Origin of the sequence: Devosia riboflavina, assembly GCF_000743575.1 — a bacterium.
GTDB lineage: Bacteria > Pseudomonadota > Alphaproteobacteria > Rhizobiales > Devosiaceae > Devosia > Devosia riboflavina.
The window spans coordinates 20,173-39,339 of record NZ_JQGC01000017.1; the positions used below are offsets into that span (position 1 = coordinate 20,173).

A 19,167-nucleotide genomic window follows, 5' to 3' on the forward strand; every position below is an offset into this window, starting at 1 on the left:
GAAAATCGCCATCAGATCGAGTTCGATGATCTGCCTTAACGCCTGCTCAACACACTGCATCGAAAATGCTCGCCGGGGCACGATCAAATCAGCGATTGGGATTTTGATAGCCACTCCATGCCCGATAGCCAGCAATTCAGTGCGACATCGCCCGTGAAGAATTTGAGACAGGCGGCCTTTGACTGGCTGACGACGCCGGCTGACCCGGCCAATGAGAACATTCGCGCCGAATTGTGCCGTACCCTCGTGACGAGCAAGACCGCCGTCGCCCTTGGCGCAGCCAGCGTGATCATCCTCGTCGCCGCCATCGGCCTGCTCAAGGACGCGCTGGAAGGCATCTGGGTTGGCGCCGCCATAGCTGCCGCGCTGGCGCTTCGCCTCTATTCGCTGATGCGCGCAGCGGCAGCGCCGGAAAGCGAAAACGCCATGCGCATGGTGGTCGAGGCGGGGCTCCTCTATGCCGTGGGCATCGGCCTTGCCGGCGTCGCCGCCATTTCGAGCGGCCAACTGGCCATCGTCGTTCTCGGCGCCCTGGTCGTGACCGGGCTCGTTTTCGGCTTCTGCATCACCAATAGTGGCGTACCGCGTTTTGCCACGACGCAGGCCCTGATCGTCATGCTGCCCTTCATCGCCGCAGCGGGCATTTCCGGCCCTCCCGAAATGCTGATGGTCTTCCTGCACGCCCCCATCTGGGTCGGCGGGTTGATCCTGCTCATCAAGACCAGCCACCAGCGTCTTGCGAGCCTGATCAAGGCGCAGGCGACGAGCCGATACCTGGCCTATAACGACGCTTTGACCGGCCTCGCCAATCGGGCCCAGGTGATGAGCACATTGCAGCAATTGGCCACCAACCGCCCCGGCCCGCGAAAACCCGTCCAGACCCATACGCCTTACCTCTTCTATCTCGACCTCGACGGGTTCAAGGGCGTCAACGACAACTTTGGCCACGGTGCCGGTGACGCGTTGCTGCAGGCTGTCGCGCAACGGCTCAAGGACAATGTCCGTCTCTCCGATCTGGTTGGGCGTCTGGGCGGCGACGAATTCGTCCTCATTCTCGAAGACTATCCGGCCGACCGGATCAGTCTGCTGGCGGAACGCCTCACCCAGGCCATGGCCGAACCATTCGACCTGCCCGAAGGCGAAAAGGCCCTGATCGGGGTCAGTATCGGCGGCGCCCCGCTGGGGATTGATCCGCACCTCGCCCTCGCCCAGGCCGACACCATGCTCTACCGCGCCAAGCATCGCGGCCGCGGCACGCATGTCCTCGCCGGTATCTGAAGCCAGGCCACGACCATGCGCTCCCATCGGCCTTCGCCGTGGGATTTTGCTGTTGGACGGACCCCGGAGCGGCATTCGCCTCGAAGTATTTTGATAATTGAAGCGGATACCGCTCCGGAGTGCCCTCTTTTCGGGCGGGAACTATGGGCGACCCTTGATCGCTCGTCGCAGGCGGCCAGCCCCGAACGTACGCTGGAGACGATCCAGCGCCGGGCCCCCTCGCTACTGTCGTCTGCAGACCGTCCGTGCGAGGTTGGATGGGGCTATTATGGGGGCAGAATTGGAGGCGGGGATAAGATGGATATCTTTTGTCCTCATCCATCCCGCCAGTCGTCACCACCGGAGCTGGATTGCCGGGACGAGCCCGGCAATGACGACGGATCGACCAGGGCGGGGGCGAGGTTCCAGGCCCGCAATATCGAGAGTACCGTACGGTACGGTACGGAAAATCCTTGAAGCTCCTCTGGAATGGGTCTAAAGAAAAGGGAACTCCGGCCCCACCGGCGACAACGTATTGAGGAAACCGCCATGCCTGTCTATCGCTCCCGCACAACCACTCATGGCCGCAACATGGCCGGCGCGCGTGGCCTGTGGCGCGCCACCGGCATGAAGGAAGGCGATTTCGGCAAGCCCATTATCGCCGTGGTTAATTCCTTCACCCAGTTCGTGCCCGGTCACGTGCACCTGAAGGATCTTGGCCAGCTCGTTGCCCGTGAAATCGAAGCCGCCGGTGGCGTCGCGAAAGAGTTCAACACCATCGCCGTGGACGACGGCATCGCCATGGGCCACGACGGCATGCTCTATTCGCTGCCGAGCCGCGACATCATCGCTGACTCGGTCGAATACATGGTCAATGCGCATACCGCCGACGCCATGGTCTGCATTTCCAATTGCGACAAGATCACGCCCGGCATGCTGAACGCGGCCATGCGCCTCAACATCCCGGTGGTCTTCGTTTCCGGCGGCCCGATGGAAGCGGGCAAGGCAATCGTGAAGGGCAAGCTGCAGGCGCTCGATCTCGTCGACGCCATGGTGATGGCTGCCGACGATCACTATACCGACGAGGAAGTGCAGGCTGTCGAAGAAGCCGCCTGCCCCACCTGTGGCTCGTGCTCGGGCATGTTCACCGCCAATTCGATGAACTGCCTTACCGAAGCCCTGGGCCTCTCGCTGCCGGGCAATGGTTCGACGCTCGCTACCCACTCGGACCGCAAGCGCCTCTTCCAGGAAGCCGGCCACCTGATCGTCGATCTCGCCCGCCGCTATTACGAGCAGGACGACGAAACCGTGCTGCCGCGCTCGATCGCGACCAAAGAGGCGTTTGAAAACGCCATGGCGCTCGATATCGCCATGGGCGGCTCGACCAATACCGTGCTGCACATCCTCGCCGCTGCCCATGAAGGCGGCGTCGACTTCACCATGGACGATATCGACGCCCTGTCGCGTCGCGTGCCGGTGCTTTCCAAGGTGGCCCCGGCCAAGAACGACGTGCACATGGAAGACGTCCACCGCGCCGGCGGCATCTTTGCAATTTTGGGCCAGCTCGATCGTGCGGGCCTGATCAACCGCAAGGAACCAACAGTTCACGCCGCGACCATGGGCGATGCCATCGACAAGTGGGACATCTCCCGCACCAATTCCGAGAGTGTTCGCAACTTCTACATGGCCGCTCCGGGCGGCGTGCGCACGACGGAAGCCTTCTCGCAATCCAATCGCTGGGCCGAACTCGACACCGACCGCACCAATGGCGCGATCCGTTCGCCCGAACACCCCTTCTCCAAGGACGGTGGTCTCGCTGTCCTCAAGGGCAATATCGCGCTCGATGGCTGCATCGTGAAGACGGCGGGCGTCGATGAATCGATCCTGAAATTCACCGGCCCGGCCCGCGTCTTCGAAAGCCAGGACTCAACGGTGAAAGCGATCCTTTCCAACGAGATCAAGCCCGGCGACGTGCTGGTGATCCGCTATGAAGGCCCCAAGGGCGGCCCCGGCATGCAGGAAATGCTCTATCCCACGAGCTACCTGAAATCGAAGGGTCTGGGCAAAGCCTGTGCCCTCCTCACCGACGGCCGCTTCTCCGGCGGCACTTCGGGCCTCTCCATCGGCCATGCTTCGCCTGAAGCGGCCGAGGGCGGTGCCATCGGCCTCGTGCGCGAGGGCGACATCATCGAGATCGACATCCCCAACCGCACCGTCAACGTGCTGGTGTCGGACGCCGAAATGGCCAGCCGTCGCGCTGAACAGGACAAGCTCGGCTGGAAGCCGGCGCATCCGCGCAAGCGCAAGGTGACCACGGCGCTCAAGGCCTATGCCGCCCTCGTGACCTCGGCCGCCAAGGGCGCCGTGCGCGACACCAAGGCCATCGACAAGCTCTGGAACTAGGCACTCGACCGCGCCACCAAAAGCGTCATCCTCGGTGAACCCCGAGGATGACAGGCTGTGAATTTGCGACAATCGCGTGACAAGCAGCAAGAGCGGTGCTAAAGCCCCGCTCAGCCACTCAGCGGTCTGCCAAGACAGCTGAACTGGTCAGGCCCGATAGCGGGGATTCCACCCTCCCTATTGGGCCGACCCTAACCTTCCCGACATTGCCGGACGCATAGCCGCCAGATCGAGACGGAAGCCTTAGCGGCGACCGATCGCGTCCAGCGTCGCAAAATCCTCGTCGCTGAGCTTGACCGCTGCCGCGGCGACATTGTCATCGAGATGCTTCACTTTGCCGGTGCCCGGAATGGGCAGCATGACCGGGGAGCGTTTCAGGAGCCAGGCAAGCGCGATCTGGCTGCCGGAGGCATTGTGCTTCTGGAGAATCGCCTTGGCGCCCTCATGGCCTTCGACGAGGTCGCCACCGGCCAGCGGGAACCACGGAATGAAGCCGATGCCGTTCTTCTCGCAATAATCCAGCACCGCTTCGCTCTTGCGATTGGCAAAGTTGTAGAGGTTCTGGACGGTCGCGACCTTGAAGTATTTGGAGGCTTCCTCGATGTCGGCGACGCTGACTTCAGAAAGGCCGACATGACGGATGAGGCCCTCCTTCTGCATGGCGGCGATGACTTCGAACTGATCGGTGCGCGGTACCTTGGCGTCGATGCGATGGAGCTGCCAGAGATCGAGGCGTTCGAGCTTCAGGCGGCGAAGGCTGGTCATGACGCCCTGGCGCAGAAATTCGGGGCGACCGACCTGGTGCCATTCATCGGGGCCGGTACGGGTGAGACCGCTCTTGGTGGCAACGATCGTGCCCTGCGAATAAGGCGCCAGTGCCTCGGCGATGAGGTCTTCGCTGATATAGGGACCGTAGCTTTCGGCGGTATCGATGAAATCGACATTGAGTTCCGGCAGGCGTTTCAGCACGCGGATGGCTTCGTCGTGATCTTCCGGCGGCCCCCAGATGCCCTTGCCGGTGATGCGCATGGCACCAAAGCCCAGGCGGTTGACGTTCAGGTCTCCGCCGATGGCAAAGCTGCCCGACAGGCTTGCGTCGAGTGTGGTCATCTCAATCACTCCATAGATGGGCGCGAAAGGCGGCGGCCCGAAGACAGGCCGCGACCCCACGCTCAGGATTTTGAATTTCAGCCCTCGAGGATACCGAGTTCTGCCCGCAGCTTTTTGGTCAATCCCTTGGCGACCAGTACATGCGAGCGCCCGATATAGGCGAGAAGGTCATCGGCACTGAGGGGCGAGCCCTCGGTCACCGAAACCCATTGGCGCTTGGCGAAATAGGCAGCCTGCTCGACGCCTTCAAGGGCCGTCAGGATATCAAAACTGTCTTCGCCGCATTTAAACACCAAACGCAACGGCGCAGCATCGGACAAAAGACAAAAGACCTTGCCGCCGACCTTGGCGACGCGCGCATCCCATTGATCGACGAAGGTCACGCCCGGGCGTTGGGCGAGCTTCTGGTCAAACTGGGTGCGCTCGAAAAGGTTCAATTATGTTCCTCGGGAACATCAGGCAGCGGCAGGAAATCGACGCCGTCTTCGAGAAGAGCGGTTACTTCGTCGCGTGTCGCTTCGCCATAGATGCCGCGCGCTTCGACTTCCTCGAAATGGATCTTTCGCGCCTCTTCGGCAAAGCGATCGCCGACATAATCGGCTTCCGTCGTCACCTGCCGGCGATATTCGCGCAGCATCTCGCGAAACTTCTTGGCGTCGGGGTGAGCGGCGGAGAGCGGCACGCGCTCATTGTCGGTGCGCGCCACCGCGGGGGCCATCGGCGCCTTTTCGACATGGGCTTCGCCGCAGACGGCGCAATTGACGATGCCGCGGGCCTGCTGCTCGTCATAGGCGGCAGCGCTTTTGAACCAGGCGTCGTAGCGATGCCCGTTCGAACACTGGAGTGCGTACTGGATCACGTTTTTTTCGTTTCTTGGGAGGCGCCAAGGCTGCGCCTCACCTCAAGCATATAGGATCGGGGATCAGCCGTGCAAACTCGGCTTTGCAAAATCGCGCGCATTGGCGAGCGCCGGAATGCGCTGCCGCGCTTCCACCACCGCCTGCGGGTCGATCTCGACCACCAGCACGCCCGGCTCATCGTGGTCGAGCTCGGCAATCACCTTGCCCCAAGGGTCGATGATGAGCGAGTGGCCATAGGTCGAACGGCCATTGGCATGCGTGCCGCCCTGCGCGGCAGCAATGACATAGGAGCCGGTCTCGATGGCCCTTGCGCGCAAAAGCACATGCCAATGCGCCTGCCCCGTCGGCACGGTAAAGGCAGCCGGCACGGCAATCAGGTTGGCCCCGGCATTGGCGAGCGTGTTGTAGAGTTTTGGAAAGCGCATGTCGTAGCAGATGGAAAAGCCCAAGGTGAATGGGTCCAGCGGAACTGTGACGGCCTCTTCGCCACCCTTATAGGTCGCGCTTTCGCGATAGGCATTGAGCCCGGCAATATCGGCATCGAAGAGGTGAATCTTGTCATAGGTCGCGAGCTGCTCGCCCGTCGGCGCGAACAGCACCGAGCGATTGGCAAAGCGCCCGTCTTCGAGCGGAATCGGCAGCGAGCCGATATGGATATGCAGCCCGAGGCGTTTCGCGAGGTCACCGACCCTGGCCAGTTGCGGATGGCCTTCGAAGGGCGCCGCGACCGAGCGCAACTGGTCGCGGTTTTCCGGGAAGATCATCGTCACTTCCGGGGTAAGGGCATAATCGACGCCCTGCGCCGCCGCCTCGGTGAGGAGCGGTTCGAGCGCAGCAAGATTGGCTTCCGGATCAAGGCCCGAACGCATCTGGATGGCGGCGATTTTCATCTTTTGGTACCCGGAAAGGACTTTTACTGGGCAAGCAGCGGATCGAGCCCGCCGGCGCGGTCGAGGGCCGCCATATCATCGTAGCCGCCGACATGGGTCTCGCCGACGAAAATCTGCGGCACGGTGCGCCGGCCATTGGCGCGCTGCGTCATGGCTTCGCGCAATGCCGGATCGAGCACGGTGATTTCGGTATAGTCGACGCCCTTATCCTCGAGCAGCGCCTTGGCGGCGTGGCAATAGGGACAGGTCGGAGTCGTATAAATTTCAACATTGGCCATGGATCTGGGGCTCCAAAATCATTTTCATCCTTATATGGGCACTTCCTCGCCGCTGACAACGCGGGCAAAGGTCAGAACGTCAACTTCGCTTGCGCCACTGCGCAACAAGACGCGCGTCACCGCCTTTACCGTGGCCCCGGTTGTATAGACATCATCGACCAGCACCACGCGTCGCCCCCTGATGCGCACGAGCGCCTCGGGATGGGCCGAAAAGGCACCCTGCACGTTTCGCGCACGGCCATCGCCGGAAAGCCCGATCTGCGACCGCGTCTTCTTGTGCCGTCTGACGAGGAATGGATCGACATCGAGCCCGAGCTGGCGGCCGAGCGCCTTTGCCAGCAGGTGGGACTGGTTGTAGCGGCGAAAGCGCAGGCGGCTGCGGTGCAGGGGTACGGGCACGAGCAGCGGCCGCGCAGGCCAGAATTCGTGGCCGGCGCCCGCCATCAGCCGCGCACAGAATTGGGCCAGTTCGGTCCGGTCGCCATATTTGAGCCGCGTCACCAGAGACTGCGCCACCTCGCCATAGCGCACGGCGGCGCGAGCCCGAGCAAAGGGCGGCGGATCGGCGAGGGCCTCTGCGCTGACGGCATCGGGCCCCAGCGTCGCCTCGAAGGGCAGGCCAAGCACCGGACAGAGTGGCGCGGTGATCGGCACGAGGCCGGCAAAACATTTCGGGCAGAGACCAACACCCTCGGCGATGGGCATGCCGCAAGCGGCGCAGGCCGGCGGGTAGAGCTGGTCGAGCAGAGCAAGGGCGGCGCGACGCCCGCCCTGCAGCACAAGGCCTGCGAAACCCCCGCCTTTGACTTCCCGCGCCCCGCTCTCCATAAGGACCATAGTGCTTCAAGGCTGCTCCATCGGCCAGTTGTTTTGAGAAGTTTCGGTTTTGTCCCAGCCGCCTCGCCTGTTCGATCCCGCCCAGCTCGCCCGCAACCTCAAGCGACGCCCCTCGCGCGAAAATTTCGTGCGCGATCTGGTCTTTGACGATCTGGCGGATCGGCTCGGCGCGCATATGCGCAATTTTGCCGACGCCGTGCTCATTGCGCCCGATGTCGACCTGCTGCCCGAGCGGGTTGCTACCGCCTCCGGCACCGTCAGCTTCCACAAGGTGGAGGCCTTTGCCGGCGACGACGATTTTCCCGCCCTGCCAGAGGGAAATTTCGACCTCATCGTCTCCCTGCTCCACCTGCAAGCCGTCAATGACGTACCCGGCCACATGGCACGCCTCCGCGCCCGGCTGCGGCCAGATGGCCTCCTTCTCGTCGCCATGATCGGCGGTGAGAGCCTTTCGGAATTGCGCGAAGCTTTTTTGGCCGCCGATCTCGCCGTCGCCGGCGGCGCCTCTGCCCGCGTCGCACCGATGGCGCAGGTCCGCGATGCCGGGGCGCTGCTGCAGCGCGCCGGCTTTGCCCTGCCGGTGGCCGATGTCGAAACCCATCGCGTCCGCTATGCCAATGCCTTTGCGCTGATGACCGAATTGAAGGCTCTGGGCGCCGCCAACCCGCTGACCGACCGCCCCCGGCGTTTTGCCACCAAAAGCCTGCTCACCCAGGCGGCGGCCGCCTACCAGGAAGCGTCTGCCGATGACGATGGCCGCGTGCGGGCGACGCTGGAGGTGATCTGGCTCGCCGGCTGGGTGCCGCATGAAAGCCAGCAGAAACCTCTGCGGCCGGGCAGCGCCAAGGTCAGCCTCGGCGACATTCTCAAGAAGGGCTGACCATGCTGGATCTGGCGGGCCATATCGCGATCATTTCCGGCTCGCCCGGCTCGGGCAAAACCACCGTCGCCGACGCAATGGCGCATCTGCCCGGCGTGCCAAAGGTGCATGTCCATTCCGACGATTTCTGGGGCAATATCAAGCATGGCCATATTCCGCCCTGGTTGCCGGAATCGGACGAGCAGAACCGCATGGTCATGCAGATTGCCGCCGACGTCTCCGCCAGCTATGCGCGCCACGGCTATTTCGTAGCGCTCGATGGCGTGGTGCGGCCCTGGTGGCTACCGGCCTTCGAAGCCCTCGGCCTGCCGCTCCACTATCTGGTGCTGCGCCCACCGGTCGAAGAGGCCATTGCCCGCTGCACGGCACGTGGCGGGGATAGCCTCACCGATCCCGCGGTGGTTGCCGATCTCCATGGCCAGTTCGCCGATCTCGGCGTCTATGGGCGGCACGTGCTCGACATAACCGGCCTTGATCGGACCGGGACCCTCGACGCTGTCATTGCGGCACTCGACAGCGGAGCCTATCGTCTCACCTGACGGAAGGGACGTCGGGGAGGGACGAAAAATGAAAGAATGCAAGGTTATCCGCGGCGGCCTGGGCTTTCACGGCAAGCAGGGCATGGACTATTTTTCGGGTGTTTCGGCCGAAAGCGCCGGATCGACCGGCATTTGCATGCACATGCTGGTACTGCCGCCCGGCGGCAAGGCCAAGCCGCATTTTCACGAAAGCCATGAGACGGCGATCTTCCAGCTCGAAGGCTCGACCTCGTTCTACCATGGGCCCAATCTGGAGTTCTTGGACGAGGTCCATCAGGGCGACTATGTCTATATCCCGGCCGGCGTGCCGCATCAGCCCTTCAACCCGACGGATAGCATCGCCCGCGCCCTGATCGCCCGCACCGATCCCAAGGAGCAGGAAAGCGTCGTGCTGCTGCCCGAGAGCATGAGCCGTTTGTAGGCCTCGCGCGCTTACCGAAAATTATCCAAGCCACCCTAGAACTGGACGGAAAGCCCAAAGGGCGTTCGGGAGGAACTGAGATTTTTAGCGGTCCGCAGGAGCGGCCACAGGAACCCCATGTCCCTCAAGCATATGCCTATCCTTCAGAAATTCCTATTGACCATCGTGGTCATGGCCGCCGCCGGGGTGATCCTCGGCACGGTGAGCTGGCGCGAAATCACCAGCCTCAAGGACACCATGCTGACCGTCGGCGCCAAGGAAGAGGCGGCGCGCGAAGCCATGGACCTGCGCATGGACATCATCGCCATTTCGCGCATGACCTATCAGCTCGCCATGGCGCCTGAGCGCTCCGCAGACTTCGTCGCCGAAGCGGCACGCCGCACCGAAGAAATGCTCGGTCGCTTCCCGAAAATCGAAGCGGCAGCCGATGCGAAGGAAATGCAGCTCCTTGCCGATATCAAGCCGGTCATGACGGCCTATTTCGGCAAAATCGACGCCATGCTGGCCGTTGCTCCTGGCGGCGACATGACCGCTATCCGCGCCGCGCTCGATGAAGCGCTCACGGCCCAGAAAGTCGTGACCGACACGGTAAAACTCTACAGCACCTATTCGGGTGAGCTGATGGCTTCCATGCGCACCGAGGCCGAGGCCCGCGCCAATACCGCCCTCGTGGTCGTCATCGCGACCGCTGCAACCGGCATCCTGCTCGGGCTCATTCTCTCGATCCTGATCGGCCGCCGCGCCATCGTCGCTCCGGTCCGTGCCCTCACCGAGAAGATGGAGCTGCTTGCCGACGGCCAGCTCGACATTACCGTCGAGGAAGCCAGCCGCCGCGACGAAATCGGCAATATGGGCCGCGCGGTCGAAATTTTCCGCGAAAATGCCCGCCAGATCGCCGCGCTCAGCGCCGAGGAGGCCGAGCGCGCCCGCGCCCTCGTCACCCGCGCCGAGGTCATGGATCGCATGGCGACCGAAGTGCACACCGTGGTGGAAGCGGCAAGCCGCGGCGACTTCACCTATCGCGTTTCCGGCAATTTCGGCGATGAAGGGCTTAATGCCATCGCATCGAGCCTCAATGGTCTCGTCGAAACCGTCGATCGTGGCCTCAACGAAAGCGGCGAAGTGCTCTCGGCCCTGGCCGACGCCAACCTCAACAAGCGCGTCGAGGGTCATTATGAAGGTGCCTTCGCCCGCCTCAAGACCAATACCAATGCCGTGGGCGATCGCCTGACCGAAATCGTCGGCCGCCTGCGCAATACCTCGCGGGCGCTAAAAACCGCGACCGGCGAAATCCTCTCCGGCACCAATGACCTCGCGGAGCGTACCACCCGCCAGGCCGCGACGATCGAAGAAACCTCGGCCGCCATGGAGCAGCTCGCGTCCACCGTGCAGCAGAATGCCGAGCGCGCCCACGAGGCCAGCAAGGCTTCCGGCGCCCTGACCACTGCCGCCGAAGAAGGCGGCGCGGTGATGAGCGACACCACCGCGGCCATGGAGCGCATTTCGTCTTCCTCGGCCAGCATTTCCAACATCATCGGCCTCATCGACGACATTGCCTTCCAGACCAACCTCTTGGCGCTCAACGCATCCGTGGAAGCGGCGCGTGCCGGCGAGGCCGGCAAGGGTTTTGCCGTGGTCGCCGTGGAAGTCCGCCGTCTCGCCCAGTCGACCGCGGAAGCCTCGCGCGACGTGAAAAACCTCGTCGAGCAGAGCGGGCGCGAGGTCGCCAGCGGCTCCCAGCTCGTCGTCGAAGCGGCCAAGAAGCTCAACATGATGCTCGACATGGCCCGCTCCAGCAATTCGCTGATGGACGGCATTGCCCGGGACAGCCGCGAACAGGCCTCCGCCATCGACGAAGTCGCGGTGGCCGTACGGCAGATGGACGAAATGACCCAGCACAATGCGGCGCTGGTCGAAGAGACCAATGCGGCCATCGAGCAGACCGAAGGCCAGGCCAGCGAACTCGACCGCGTGGTGGATATTTTCAGGCTCGATGGCGGCTCCGCCGCACGCCCGGCTGCGCCGCGGGCCAAGCCCGCTGCCGCGGCAAAGCCTGCTGCCAGCCGTTATCTGTCGCAGGGCAATGCGGCGATCTCGGAAGACTGGAGCGAGTTTTAGGAACTCAAAGGCCCCCTCACCCGCCCCTTCGGGTCGACCTCTCCCCCAAGGGAGAGGCAGGCTCCGACCTCTCCCTTTGGGGGAGAGGTCGACGGCGAAGCCGGCGGGTGAGGGGGCCTTCCACCGATAACACCCAAAAACAAAAAGGCCGGCATTGCTGCCGGCCTTTTGCATTCTCGGTGTCGAAAAGACTGCTTACGCAGCTTCCTCGTCGCTTTCCGATTCAGCGGCATCCGCCTTGGTGCGCTTCGGGCTCTTGGCGAGCTGCTTTTCGATGAGCTGCACGGCCTCGGTCAGCGTCAGCTTGTTGACGGCGCTGATTTCGCGGCTCATGCGGTCCATGGCCTGCTCGAAGAGCTGGCGTTCGGAATAGGACTGCTCGGGCTGGTCGTCGGAGCGATAGAGATCGCGCACGACTTCGGAAATGGCGATCAGGTCGCCCGAATTGATCTTTGCTTCATATTCCTGGGCGCGGCGCGACCACATGGTGCGCTTGACGCGAGCCCGGCCCGTGACGGTTTCGAGGGCCTTCTTGACTTCGTCTTCTTCGGCCAGCTTGCGCATGCCGACGGACTTGATCTTGGCAACGGGAACGCGAAGGGTCAGCTTGTCCTGCTCGAAGCTGATGACGAACAGTTCGAGAGTGAGGCCAGCGACCTCTTGCTCTTCGATGTTCACGATCAGACCGACGCCATGGGCCGGATAGACGACATACTCACCCGTCTTGAAACCGAGCCGCTGCTGAGACTTCTTGGCTACCATATGCTGGAACTCCTTGTTGACGCCCCAGAATGAGCAGTTCCTTGCGGGAAGGACTGGTCATCCACACTACTTCGCCCGTTCATACGGGCTCTTTTACAGTACGAGCACCCACGGTCTTCGGTTCCGCTTTGTTCCGAAGCGCCATGCAACAGGGAATGTTGTGTCAAAAAAATCGTGCCTTGCGGCACGGTCTGGGTGAAGGGCTGAACTGCATTTAGAAGGACCATAGCACAAAAATTCAGCAAAATCAAAAGGAACGAATCGCCTCCGCGACTCGTCCCTCCCGCGTCATCGACTGCCCATGACAGCTCAATGACAAATCCTTGCAAATGCTTAACTTCTCGGCGCCAGTAGAAGCGCCCGACCAATCAGTCGCCTTCGCCGGGGGCTTCGGAAAAATACTTTTCGAGCTTGCCGGTCTCGCCATCACGTTCTTTTGCCTCTGGCAGGGCATCGCGACGCTCGGTCAGATTGGGCCAGGCGGCGGCATATTTGCGGTTGAGTTCGAGCCAGTTGTCGAGGCCGCTTTCCGTGTCGGGCCGGATGGCCTCGGCGGGGCATTCGGGCTCGCAGACGCCGCAATCGATGCATTCATCGGGATGAATGACCAGCATGTTCTCGCCTTCGTAGAAACAGTCCACCGGACACACTTCCACGCAGTCCGTATATTTGCAGGCGATGCAATTATCAGTGACGATATAGGTCATAGAGAGGGCAGTCCTTGGCGGTCGCCGCGGCCCGGGGGCTGGCTTGGCGGCAGTCTCAACGGGTTTGGTGCTAAACTCTTTTCAGTTTTCGGGCAAGGCGCTAGCGCGGGACGGATTGGCGCAATTTCAGGCTGTGCTGAAAATGTGTGCCTAGTCGCCTTCGTCCTTGAGCGCGTCGGTCTCGCGGCGCTCCTTCTTGGTCGGTCTGCCGGCGCCCGCAGGACGCTCGGCAATGGCCGCTTCGTAGGGCGAACGCTCGGCCTTTGGCAGCGATGGCGGCGAAATATCTTCGTAGAGCCCCTGCGCTTCGCTTGCGGGCCCACGCCGCGTACCGGCATCGAGGATACGCCAGACAAGGATGCGGCCATGGAGCGACATGGTCAGCACGTCGCCCGCGCCGACCTTGTGATCGGTGCGCTCCGTCCGTTCGGAATTGACCCGAACGGCGCCGGTTTCGATGAGTTTTTGCGCCAGGGTGCGCGATTTGACGGCGCGCGAGAAAAACAGGAACCGGTCGAGCCGCTCCTTGTGGAGCGTATCGCCCGGCCCTGCCAATCTTACTCCGACTTGCCGCGCAGGGCGGCAAGGGCTGCGAACGGGCTATCGGGATCGAAGGCCACCTTGCGCTCTTCGCGCGGCGGGCGGCGATCGCCACGTTCGGGGCGTTCGTTCTTGTGGTCCGGACGCGGACGTTCCTCGTTGCGCGGGCGCGTATTGGCCGGACGGGTATTGCCGGCGGGACGCGCGGCAGCGGCCTCGCCTTCGGGACGACGCGGACCCTTGGGACGCGAGCGATCCGGACGGCCACGACCCTCGGTCTTGGCTTCGCCACCCTCGGCATTGTCGCGGCGACGACCTTCCGAACGGGCCTTGCCATTGTGATTGTGGTCGTTGTGGCGACGGCCACCGGGGAACCAGATTTCGTCGAATTCCGGCTCGGCGGGGGCAGCAGCTTCAGCGGCGACCACGTCTGCGGCAACGGCTTCAGTAGCGGCCGGCGCTTCAGCTTCGACAACCGGCGTGTCTTCGGCCGGAGCGTCGACCTCGGCCGGATTGTCGGCGAGCACTGCATCGAGCGCCGGCGCTTCAGCACTGGCTTCGGCAGCAGGCGCCGCAACCTTGGGGGTGCGACGGACGCGGTAGCCGAGCGAGGACAGGATCGAAGCGAAATCTTCGCCCGAGCAACCGAGGAGGCTGGTCATTTCCACCGTAACGCGGAAACCATTACCCTCGGCAGCGCCGGCCGGCGGCTCGCCTTGGAAACGGGTCGGGTCGATGGCGATCAGCGGACGGATGATGTCGGCGAGGCGTTCGAGAATGTCGACGCGCACGGCGCGCTTGCCAGCAACCTTGAAGCCGGCGATCTCATAGAGACGCGGATCGACTTCAGGATCGACGAGGAAGGACGTACGGCCTGAGAGCACGATATGCGGAATATCGGTGACGCCCGGCTGGCGGATGCCGCCATTGCGCAGCGCAAAGAGGATAAGGGCCAGCTCACGCGGGGCCGGCTTCAAAGAAAGCGGCACATAGATGTGGTAGGCGCCGAACTTGATGCCGAGCTTGCGCATCTTGCCGCGCACGTCCTGGTCGAGGCCTTTCACCTCGTCCGAGACCTGTCCACGGGGCAGGAGACCGAGATGCTCGAAGAGCTGGAAAGCGATGCCGCGGGCGGGACCATCGACATCGGCCGGCGCTTCGAGCGCCATGACCTGTTCGAGGGTCGTGTTGACGTGGTGGCGCAGCCAGAGCGCCAGACGATCCTGCACGCGTTCGAGATCGACGCCGGTCAGCGATTCGTCGGCGAGGATGATGATGCGCGGCCGATAGAGGCTGTCGCCTTCGGCAAGTTCGGCCACCACATCGCCGCGCCAGCGCAGGCGACCATCGGTGGCGAGAACGAATTCCTCGTTGGGCGCGCCGGCCAGGCGATCGGCGCGATTGCGGATCTCCGGCGCCACGACCTGATCCGCTGCAGTGCGGGTGCCCTTGGCATCGAGCTCGCCATCGGAGCGCGCCAGGGTGAAGCGGAAGCCTTCGAGCGTGCCGAGAAGGTGGCCTTCCAGCCTTACTTCGCCGCGCTCATTGATCTCGGGAGATACCATACGTTTGTCTTTCAGGTGGCGGAGCAGCACGCTGGTGCGCCGGTCGACGAATCTCTGGGTGAGGCGCTCATGGAGGGCATCACTCAGGCGATCTTCAATCTCACGGGTCTTTTCGCGCCAATAGTGTGGGTCTGCAAGCCAGTTTTTGCGGTTGGCGACGAAGGTCCAGGTCCGGATCTGACGGATCCGGTGACTGAGCGTTTCAATGTCACCTTCGGCATTGTCGCAAAAGCGAACCTGCTCGGCAATCCAATCAGCGTTGACGGATACATTTTGCCTCAAATCCGAAAAGATCCGGGTGACGATCTCGCCATGCGCCGCCGGCGAAATCCCCTGGTAGTCGGGAATCCCGCAGCATTCCCAGAGCAGTTTGACCGCTTCGTGGCCGCGCGCGAGCCCAGCCGCCTCATTTCGCGATAAAAATTCCAGCGCCAATTGATCGGTCGCCATGGGCACGCGGGTGAGGTTCTTATCGTCGGGCGACTTTTCAAGGCTCGAGCGCAGCCGGTCGATGGAGGAAAAATCCAGCGCCGAATTGCGCCACTGCAAAACTTTCACCGGCTCGAAGTCATGCGTTTCGAGCTGAACCACCAATTCTTCGTCAAAAGCATCGGTGCCGCCGGTCACGCCAAAAGTGCCATTGCGCTTGTGACGTCCAGCGCGGCCTGCGATCTGGCCGATCTCGGCAGGGGTCAGCGGCCGGGTCTGGTGGCCGTCAAATTTTGTGTCATCGGCAAAGGCGACGTGGTGGATATCGAGATTGAGCCCCATGCCGATGGCGTCGGTAGCGACGAGAAAATCGACATCGCCATTCTGATAGAGCTCCACCTGCGCATTGCGGGTCCGCGGCGAGAGCGCGCCCATGACCACGGCAGCGCCCCCACGTTCGCGACGGATCAATTCGGCGATGGCATAAACCTGCCTCGCTGAGAAAGCGACGATGGCACTGCGGCTCGGCTGACGCGAGATTTTCTTCGAGCCGGCATAGGTCAGTTGGGAAAAGCGCGGCCGCTCGATGATTTCGGCATTGGGCAGAAGTCTCTTGATGACATTGGCCATCGTGCCCGAGCCCAGGAGCAGCGTCTCGTGAAAGCCGCGCGCTTTCAAGATGCGATCGGTGAAGACATGGCCGCGATCGAAATCGGTCGCCGTCTGGATTTCGTCGACGGCAACGCAGTCGACATGGATATCCATGGGCATGGCTTCCACCGTCGCCACCCAATAGCGCGGCTTGGGCGGCACGATCCGCTCCTCGCCCGTCACCAGGGCTACGGCCTGCTCGCCGACACGCTCGACGACGCGGGCATAGACTTCGCGCGCCAGCAGGCGCAGCGGCAGGCCGATCATCCCGGTGGGATGGGCCAGCATGCGCTCGATGGCGAAATGGGTCTTGCCGGTATTGGTCGGCCCAAGGATGGCCTTGACCGACTGGGAGTTTGCAGAAGTCATCGCAGCTCTATTTAGGGTGCCGCACGGCCCATGGCGAGGGGCGAGAGCAATTGTCCTACGAAAGCACGCCTTTTTGTGACAGGGCGTTCGCTGCTTAAGATTTGGAACGGAGATAGAACGAACAGGGACAGAATCAGTTTCGACTCATGAATCCCGATTTGTTCACGGCAATATCTAGTGGGCCGACAAAGGGAAAAGCCACTATCGCTGTCACACCAGCGTCGCGCATGACCGATTTACGGAAAATCCGAGTCAGTTTCATTACGAAATCATGAAAATCGAGTGATTCCAGTTATTTACGAATGAAAAATGAAGGTGCGAGCGTAAAAAAATTCTTTGCCGTTAGCCTTCGGGTCCGGCCGATCTGCGGCTCCGGAGCGGCATGTTCACACTTTTCCGTTTGACGTCCCAAGATGGGTCGGCTGCTGACAGGGATCGTCAGCGGACCGGGCATAGAACAGCTCCTGACAACAGTGAGGTTCTTCATGACCGTCTCCCCCGCCCTGCCCTCCCCGCTTGCCGAATATTTCGGCCGGACCGATGCCACCCAACTGCTGGGGCTTTTTGCGCCCGACGCGACCGTCAGGGACGAGGGCCGGGTTCATCAGGGCACTGCGGAAATCTCCGAATGGCTCGAAAGCGTCGAGGCTCGCTACCACCCGCGCTATCGCGTGATTAAGGCGGAAGAGGACAGCGAGCGCGTGGCCGTGACCTTCGAAGTGTCCGGAACGTTCCCGGGGAGCCCCGCGATCCTCAGCCAGAATTTCGTGCTGACGGGAAACCGCATCCAGCGCATCGAAACGCTGTGATGTCCCAAAGCTAGGCACTTCCGGCCAATCCCGGCACCCTCGTTAACACTTGATCCAAAGCAAGAACGAACAGGGTCAGAATCGGGATTGGCCGGTCTTTTCCGCCTTTGTTCCATACGATGGCTGGGGCCACCGGCCCGCTAGTCATACTAGTGCAGGCTTTGACCAGCCAAATGGTAGGAAATCACATTCACCTGCATAAACAATGACTTAATTCTGGTCTGCGACTCGGCTTTCCTGCCGCTTCGTTACCCGAACGAAAAGGGGCGCCGAAGCGCCCCTTAATCCCTAAAACCCCGGAATCCGGGCTCAAGAAAATGCAAAATTGAGAAAAAACCCTTTGACCGTCCCAGCTTAGGACAGCAGCTCAAAACTCGGCTTTGGTCAGGACCATGGAGAGATCGCCCATCGAGGTGCCGAGCAGCACGCGATAGGGAATAAAATAGCCGGTCTCACCGAGCGGCATGTACCAGACGAGAATGCGGCTCTCGTCGGCGAGGTAATTGGTGATCTCGTTGTTCTGGTAGTGGCCCGAAATCGGCTCATAATTGATCGAGCAGAGCACCACCGGTCCCTGATAGCCCGTGCGCGGCGAGGTGGCGTTGTCGTCGCTGACGAAACTCATATTGAGATTGAAGCGCTCGACCCCGGTAAAGACGCGCATGCGGCGATCGCAAAGGCCCTTGTCCAGCGCCCTTCCCTTGAGCACGAAGGACGAAACGAAATCCGCCACCCCCGTAAGATGGCTGCGCTCGATCGGCACGCGGTCATAATCGCTGACCGGCGGTTCGACCTTGAAGGAGGTGACATTCTGGCCGGCAAAGCCGACATCGACCGTAAAGGTCTGGCCGCTGGCGCGGGTTTCAAGCGCAAAGCTTTCCGAGCGCAGCGTTCCGCCCGTGGATTTACCCTTGGCCGTGACATTGGCCGTGCCGCTCGCCACCACGGCCCCGAGCCCGGCGACATTGGCCTTGATGCCAAGCGTATAGGAACTGCCGTCGTCATCGAGATCGATATGCATCATGGCGACATTGATGCCGCCAAGGGTGAGCACATAGCTGGCCGTCGCATCGACCGGCGCGGCTTGAACCTGGGAGAGGCCAAGAAGAAGAGCGGAGGCGGCAAGGCTGGTTCGGATCAAGATAGGGTCTCGTATCATGCAGATCGGCTTCGGACGGGCCTTTCCGCGAATCACCGATGAAAGACCAAGGTGCCGCCCAGATGTGGTACTGGCAAGGCGCTCGCAGGGGTTTGAGCCCCGCCCGGCTTGACGGATGGCCCCCTTTTCTCTAAGACGCCCGCAGATTTCACCACAATCGAGGCCCGTAGCGGGTTTTCCCGCCACGCAGGACCTTTACACAAATTAGGATATCTAACATGGCACGTCGCTGCGAACTGACCGGCAAGGGCGTTTTGGTGGGCAACACCGTTTCGCACGCTCTCAACCGTCATCGTCGTCGTTTTCTCCCGAACCTGATCAACGTGACCCTCATCTCCGACGCGCTGCAGCGCCCGGTGAAGCTGCGCATTTCTGCTGCGGCTCTCCGCTCGGTCGAGCACCGCGGTGGTCTCGATGCCTTCCTCATCAAGCAGGATGACGCCGACCTGTCCCCGCTGGCTCTGGGCATCAAGAAGGAAGTGCGCGCCGCTCTCGCGGCCTAATAGCGCTTCTGCTACAGTTTGAGCCGCGCGTGCCCCTAGGCCGCGCGGCTTTTGCTTTTTATGTAAGTCTCATCCCCGCA

The 19,167-nt window shown here is 62.2% G+C and carries 19 protein-coding genes; 8 read left to right on the forward strand and 11 right to left on the reverse strand.

Features of this window, described 5'->3' with window-relative positions; genetic code table 11:
- Nucleotides 1–153 precede the first annotated feature (153 nt).
- Nucleotides 154–1,278, forward strand: a complete 1,125-nt coding sequence (locus JP75_RS25445; RefSeq protein WP_160194707.1) for a GGDEF domain-containing protein — start codon at nt 154–156, stop codon at nt 1,276–1,278.
- Nucleotides 1,279–1,806: 528 nt separating this feature from the next.
- Nucleotides 1,807–3,660 carry a dihydroxy-acid dehydratase gene (gene ilvD, locus JP75_RS16870; protein ID WP_035085325.1) on the forward strand — a complete coding sequence of 618 codons (1,854 nt, stop codon included), beginning with the start codon at nt 1,807–1,809 and terminating at the stop codon, nt 3,658–3,660.
- A gap of 243 nt (nt 3,661–3,903) precedes the next feature.
- Here the strand turns inward: ilvD and JP75_RS16875 are convergent, their stop codons facing one another.
- The 6 genes from JP75_RS16875 to JP75_RS16900 form a co-directional block, all read right to left on the reverse strand.
- A complete protein-coding gene (locus JP75_RS16875) occupies nt 3,904–4,770 on the reverse strand; it encodes an aldo/keto reductase (RefSeq protein WP_035085328.1) in 867 nt (288 codons plus the stop codon).
- A gap of 77 nt (nt 4,771–4,847) precedes the next feature.
- Nucleotides 4,848–5,207 (reverse strand): MmcQ/YjbR family DNA-binding protein, encoded by a 360-nt coding sequence (locus JP75_RS16880; RefSeq protein WP_035085331.1) that lies wholly within the window; start codon nt 5,205–5,207, stop codon nt 4,848–4,850.
- Nucleotides 5,204–5,629: a DUF1178 family protein gene (locus JP75_RS16885; protein ID WP_035085335.1), complete on the reverse strand. Its 426-nt coding sequence runs from the start codon at nt 5,627–5,629 to the stop codon at nt 5,204–5,206. Before JP75_RS16885 ends, JP75_RS16880 begins: the two co-directional genes overlap by 4 nt.
- A gap of 63 nt (nt 5,630–5,692) precedes the next feature.
- Complete coding sequence (locus tag JP75_RS16890) at nt 5,693–6,520, reverse strand: carbon-nitrogen hydrolase family protein (RefSeq protein ID WP_035085339.1); 828 nt, start codon at nt 6,518–6,520, stop codon at nt 5,693–5,695.
- Between the two features lie 23 nt (nt 6,521–6,543).
- A complete protein-coding gene (grxC, locus tag JP75_RS16895; RefSeq protein WP_035085342.1) occupies nt 6,544–6,798 on the reverse strand; it encodes a glutaredoxin 3 in 255 nt (84 codons plus the stop codon).
- A gap of 30 nt (nt 6,799–6,828) precedes the next feature.
- Nucleotides 6,829–7,635, reverse strand: coding sequence for a ComF family protein (locus JP75_RS16900; protein WP_244446338.1), 807 nt, complete (start codon nt 7,633–7,635; stop codon nt 6,829–6,831).
- A 49-nt stretch (nt 7,636–7,684) separates the two neighbouring features.
- On the opposite strand from JP75_RS16900, the gene JP75_RS16905 reads away from it, so the two are divergent.
- The 4 genes from JP75_RS16905 (at nt 7,685) to JP75_RS16920 (ending at nt 11,593) form a co-directional block, all read left to right on the forward strand.
- Complete coding sequence (locus JP75_RS16905; protein WP_035085345.1) at nt 7,685–8,515, forward strand: methyltransferase domain-containing protein; 831 nt, start codon at nt 7,685–7,687, stop codon at nt 8,513–8,515.
- Between the two features lie 2 nt (nt 8,516–8,517).
- Nucleotides 8,518–9,054: an AAA family ATPase gene (locus JP75_RS16910; protein ID WP_152565893.1), complete on the forward strand. Its 537-nt coding sequence runs from the start codon at nt 8,518–8,520 to the stop codon at nt 9,052–9,054.
- A gap of 28 nt (nt 9,055–9,082) precedes the next feature.
- Nucleotides 9,083–9,475: a cupin domain-containing protein gene (locus tag JP75_RS16915; protein ID WP_035085348.1), complete on the forward strand. Its 393-nt coding sequence runs from the start codon at nt 9,083–9,085 to the stop codon at nt 9,473–9,475.
- 165 nt (nt 9,476–9,640) lie between these two features.
- Nucleotides 9,641–11,593 (forward strand): methyl-accepting chemotaxis protein, encoded by a 1,953-nt coding sequence (locus JP75_RS16920; RefSeq protein ID WP_244446347.1) that lies wholly within the window; start codon nt 9,641–9,643, stop codon nt 11,591–11,593.
- 195 nt (nt 11,594–11,788) lie between these two features.
- On the opposite strand, the gene JP75_RS16925 is transcribed toward JP75_RS16920, so the two are convergent.
- The 4 genes from JP75_RS16925 to JP75_RS16940 form a co-directional block, all read right to left on the reverse strand.
- The gene (locus JP75_RS16925; protein WP_035085351.1) at nt 11,789–12,355 is read right to left on the reverse strand and encodes a CarD family transcriptional regulator; all 567 of its coding nucleotides are present in this window, start codon (nt 12,353–12,355) and stop codon (nt 11,789–11,791) included.
- Between the two features lie 368 nt (nt 12,356–12,723).
- Nucleotides 12,724–13,062: a ferredoxin FdxA gene (gene fdxA, locus JP75_RS16930; protein ID WP_035085354.1), complete on the reverse strand. Its 339-nt coding sequence runs from the start codon at nt 13,060–13,062 to the stop codon at nt 12,724–12,726.
- A 150-nt stretch (nt 13,063–13,212) separates the two neighbouring features.
- Entirely contained in the window at nt 13,213–13,617 is a 405-nt protein-coding gene (locus tag JP75_RS16935; RefSeq protein WP_035085357.1) for an RNA-binding S4 domain-containing protein, read from the reverse strand.
- A 2-nt stretch (nt 13,618–13,619) separates the two neighbouring features.
- Nucleotides 13,620–16,616, reverse strand: coding sequence for a helicase-related protein (locus JP75_RS16940; protein WP_035085361.1), 2,997 nt, complete (start codon nt 16,614–16,616; stop codon nt 13,620–13,622).
- A 485-nt stretch (nt 16,617–17,101) separates the two neighbouring features.
- Here JP75_RS16940 and JP75_RS16945 point away from each other — a divergent pair, with 485 nt between their 5' ends.
- On the forward strand, nt 17,102–17,425 hold the full coding sequence (locus JP75_RS16945; protein ID WP_035085364.1) for a nuclear transport factor 2 family protein: 324 nt from the start codon (nt 17,102–17,104) through the stop codon (nt 17,423–17,425).
- 367 nt (nt 17,426–17,792) lie between these two features.
- Here the strand turns inward: JP75_RS16945 and JP75_RS16950 are convergent, their stop codons facing one another.
- Nucleotides 17,793–18,566, reverse strand: a complete 774-nt coding sequence (locus tag JP75_RS16950; RefSeq protein ID WP_035085367.1) for a DUF3108 domain-containing protein — start codon at nt 18,564–18,566, stop codon at nt 17,793–17,795.
- A gap of 236 nt (nt 18,567–18,802) precedes the next feature.
- Between JP75_RS16950 and rpmB the strand changes: the two genes are divergently transcribed.
- Nucleotides 18,803–19,087 (forward strand): 50S ribosomal protein L28, encoded by a 285-nt coding sequence (rpmB, locus tag JP75_RS16955; RefSeq protein ID WP_035085370.1) that lies wholly within the window; start codon nt 18,803–18,805, stop codon nt 19,085–19,087.
- Nucleotides 19,088–19,167: the final 80 nt, after the last annotated feature.

Coding starts and splice junctions, on each gene's coding strand:
- ilvD (WP_035085325.1), top strand. CDS start 1,807: ATGCCTGTCTATCGCTCCCGCACAACCACTCATGGCCGCAACATGGCC.
- JP75_RS16875 (WP_035085328.1), bottom strand. CDS start 4,770: ATGACCACACTCGACGCAAGCCTGTCGGGCAGCTTTGCCATCGGCGGA.
- JP75_RS16890 (WP_035085339.1), bottom strand. CDS start 6,520: ATGAAAATCGCCGCCATCCAGATGCGTTCGGGCCTTGATCCGGAAGCC.
- grxC (WP_035085342.1), bottom strand. CDS start 6,798: ATGGCCAATGTTGAAATTTATACGACTCCGACCTGTCCCTATTGCCAC.
- JP75_RS16900 (WP_244446338.1), bottom strand. CDS start 7,635: ATGGTCCTTATGGAGAGCGGGGCGCGGGAAGTCAAAGGCGGGGGTTTC.
- JP75_RS16910 (WP_152565893.1), top strand. CDS start 8,518: ATGCTGGATCTGGCGGGCCATATCGCGATCATTTCCGGCTCGCCCGGC.
- JP75_RS16915 (WP_035085348.1), top strand. CDS start 9,083: ATGAAAGAATGCAAGGTTATCCGCGGCGGCCTGGGCTTTCACGGCAAG.
- JP75_RS16925 (WP_035085351.1), bottom strand. CDS start 12,355: ATGGTAGCCAAGAAGTCTCAGCAGCGGCTCGGTTTCAAGACGGGTGAG.
- fdxA (WP_035085354.1), bottom strand. CDS start 13,062: ATGACCTATATCGTCACTGATAATTGCATCGCCTGCAAATATACGGAC.
- JP75_RS16940 (WP_035085361.1), bottom strand. CDS start 16,616: ATGACTTCTGCAAACTCCCAGTCGGTCAAGGCCATCCTTGGGCCGACC.
- JP75_RS16945 (WP_035085364.1), top strand. CDS start 17,102: ATGACCGTCTCCCCCGCCCTGCCCTCCCCGCTTGCCGAATATTTCGGC.
- rpmB (WP_035085370.1), top strand. CDS start 18,803: ATGGCACGTCGCTGCGAACTGACCGGCAAGGGCGTTTTGGTGGGCAAC.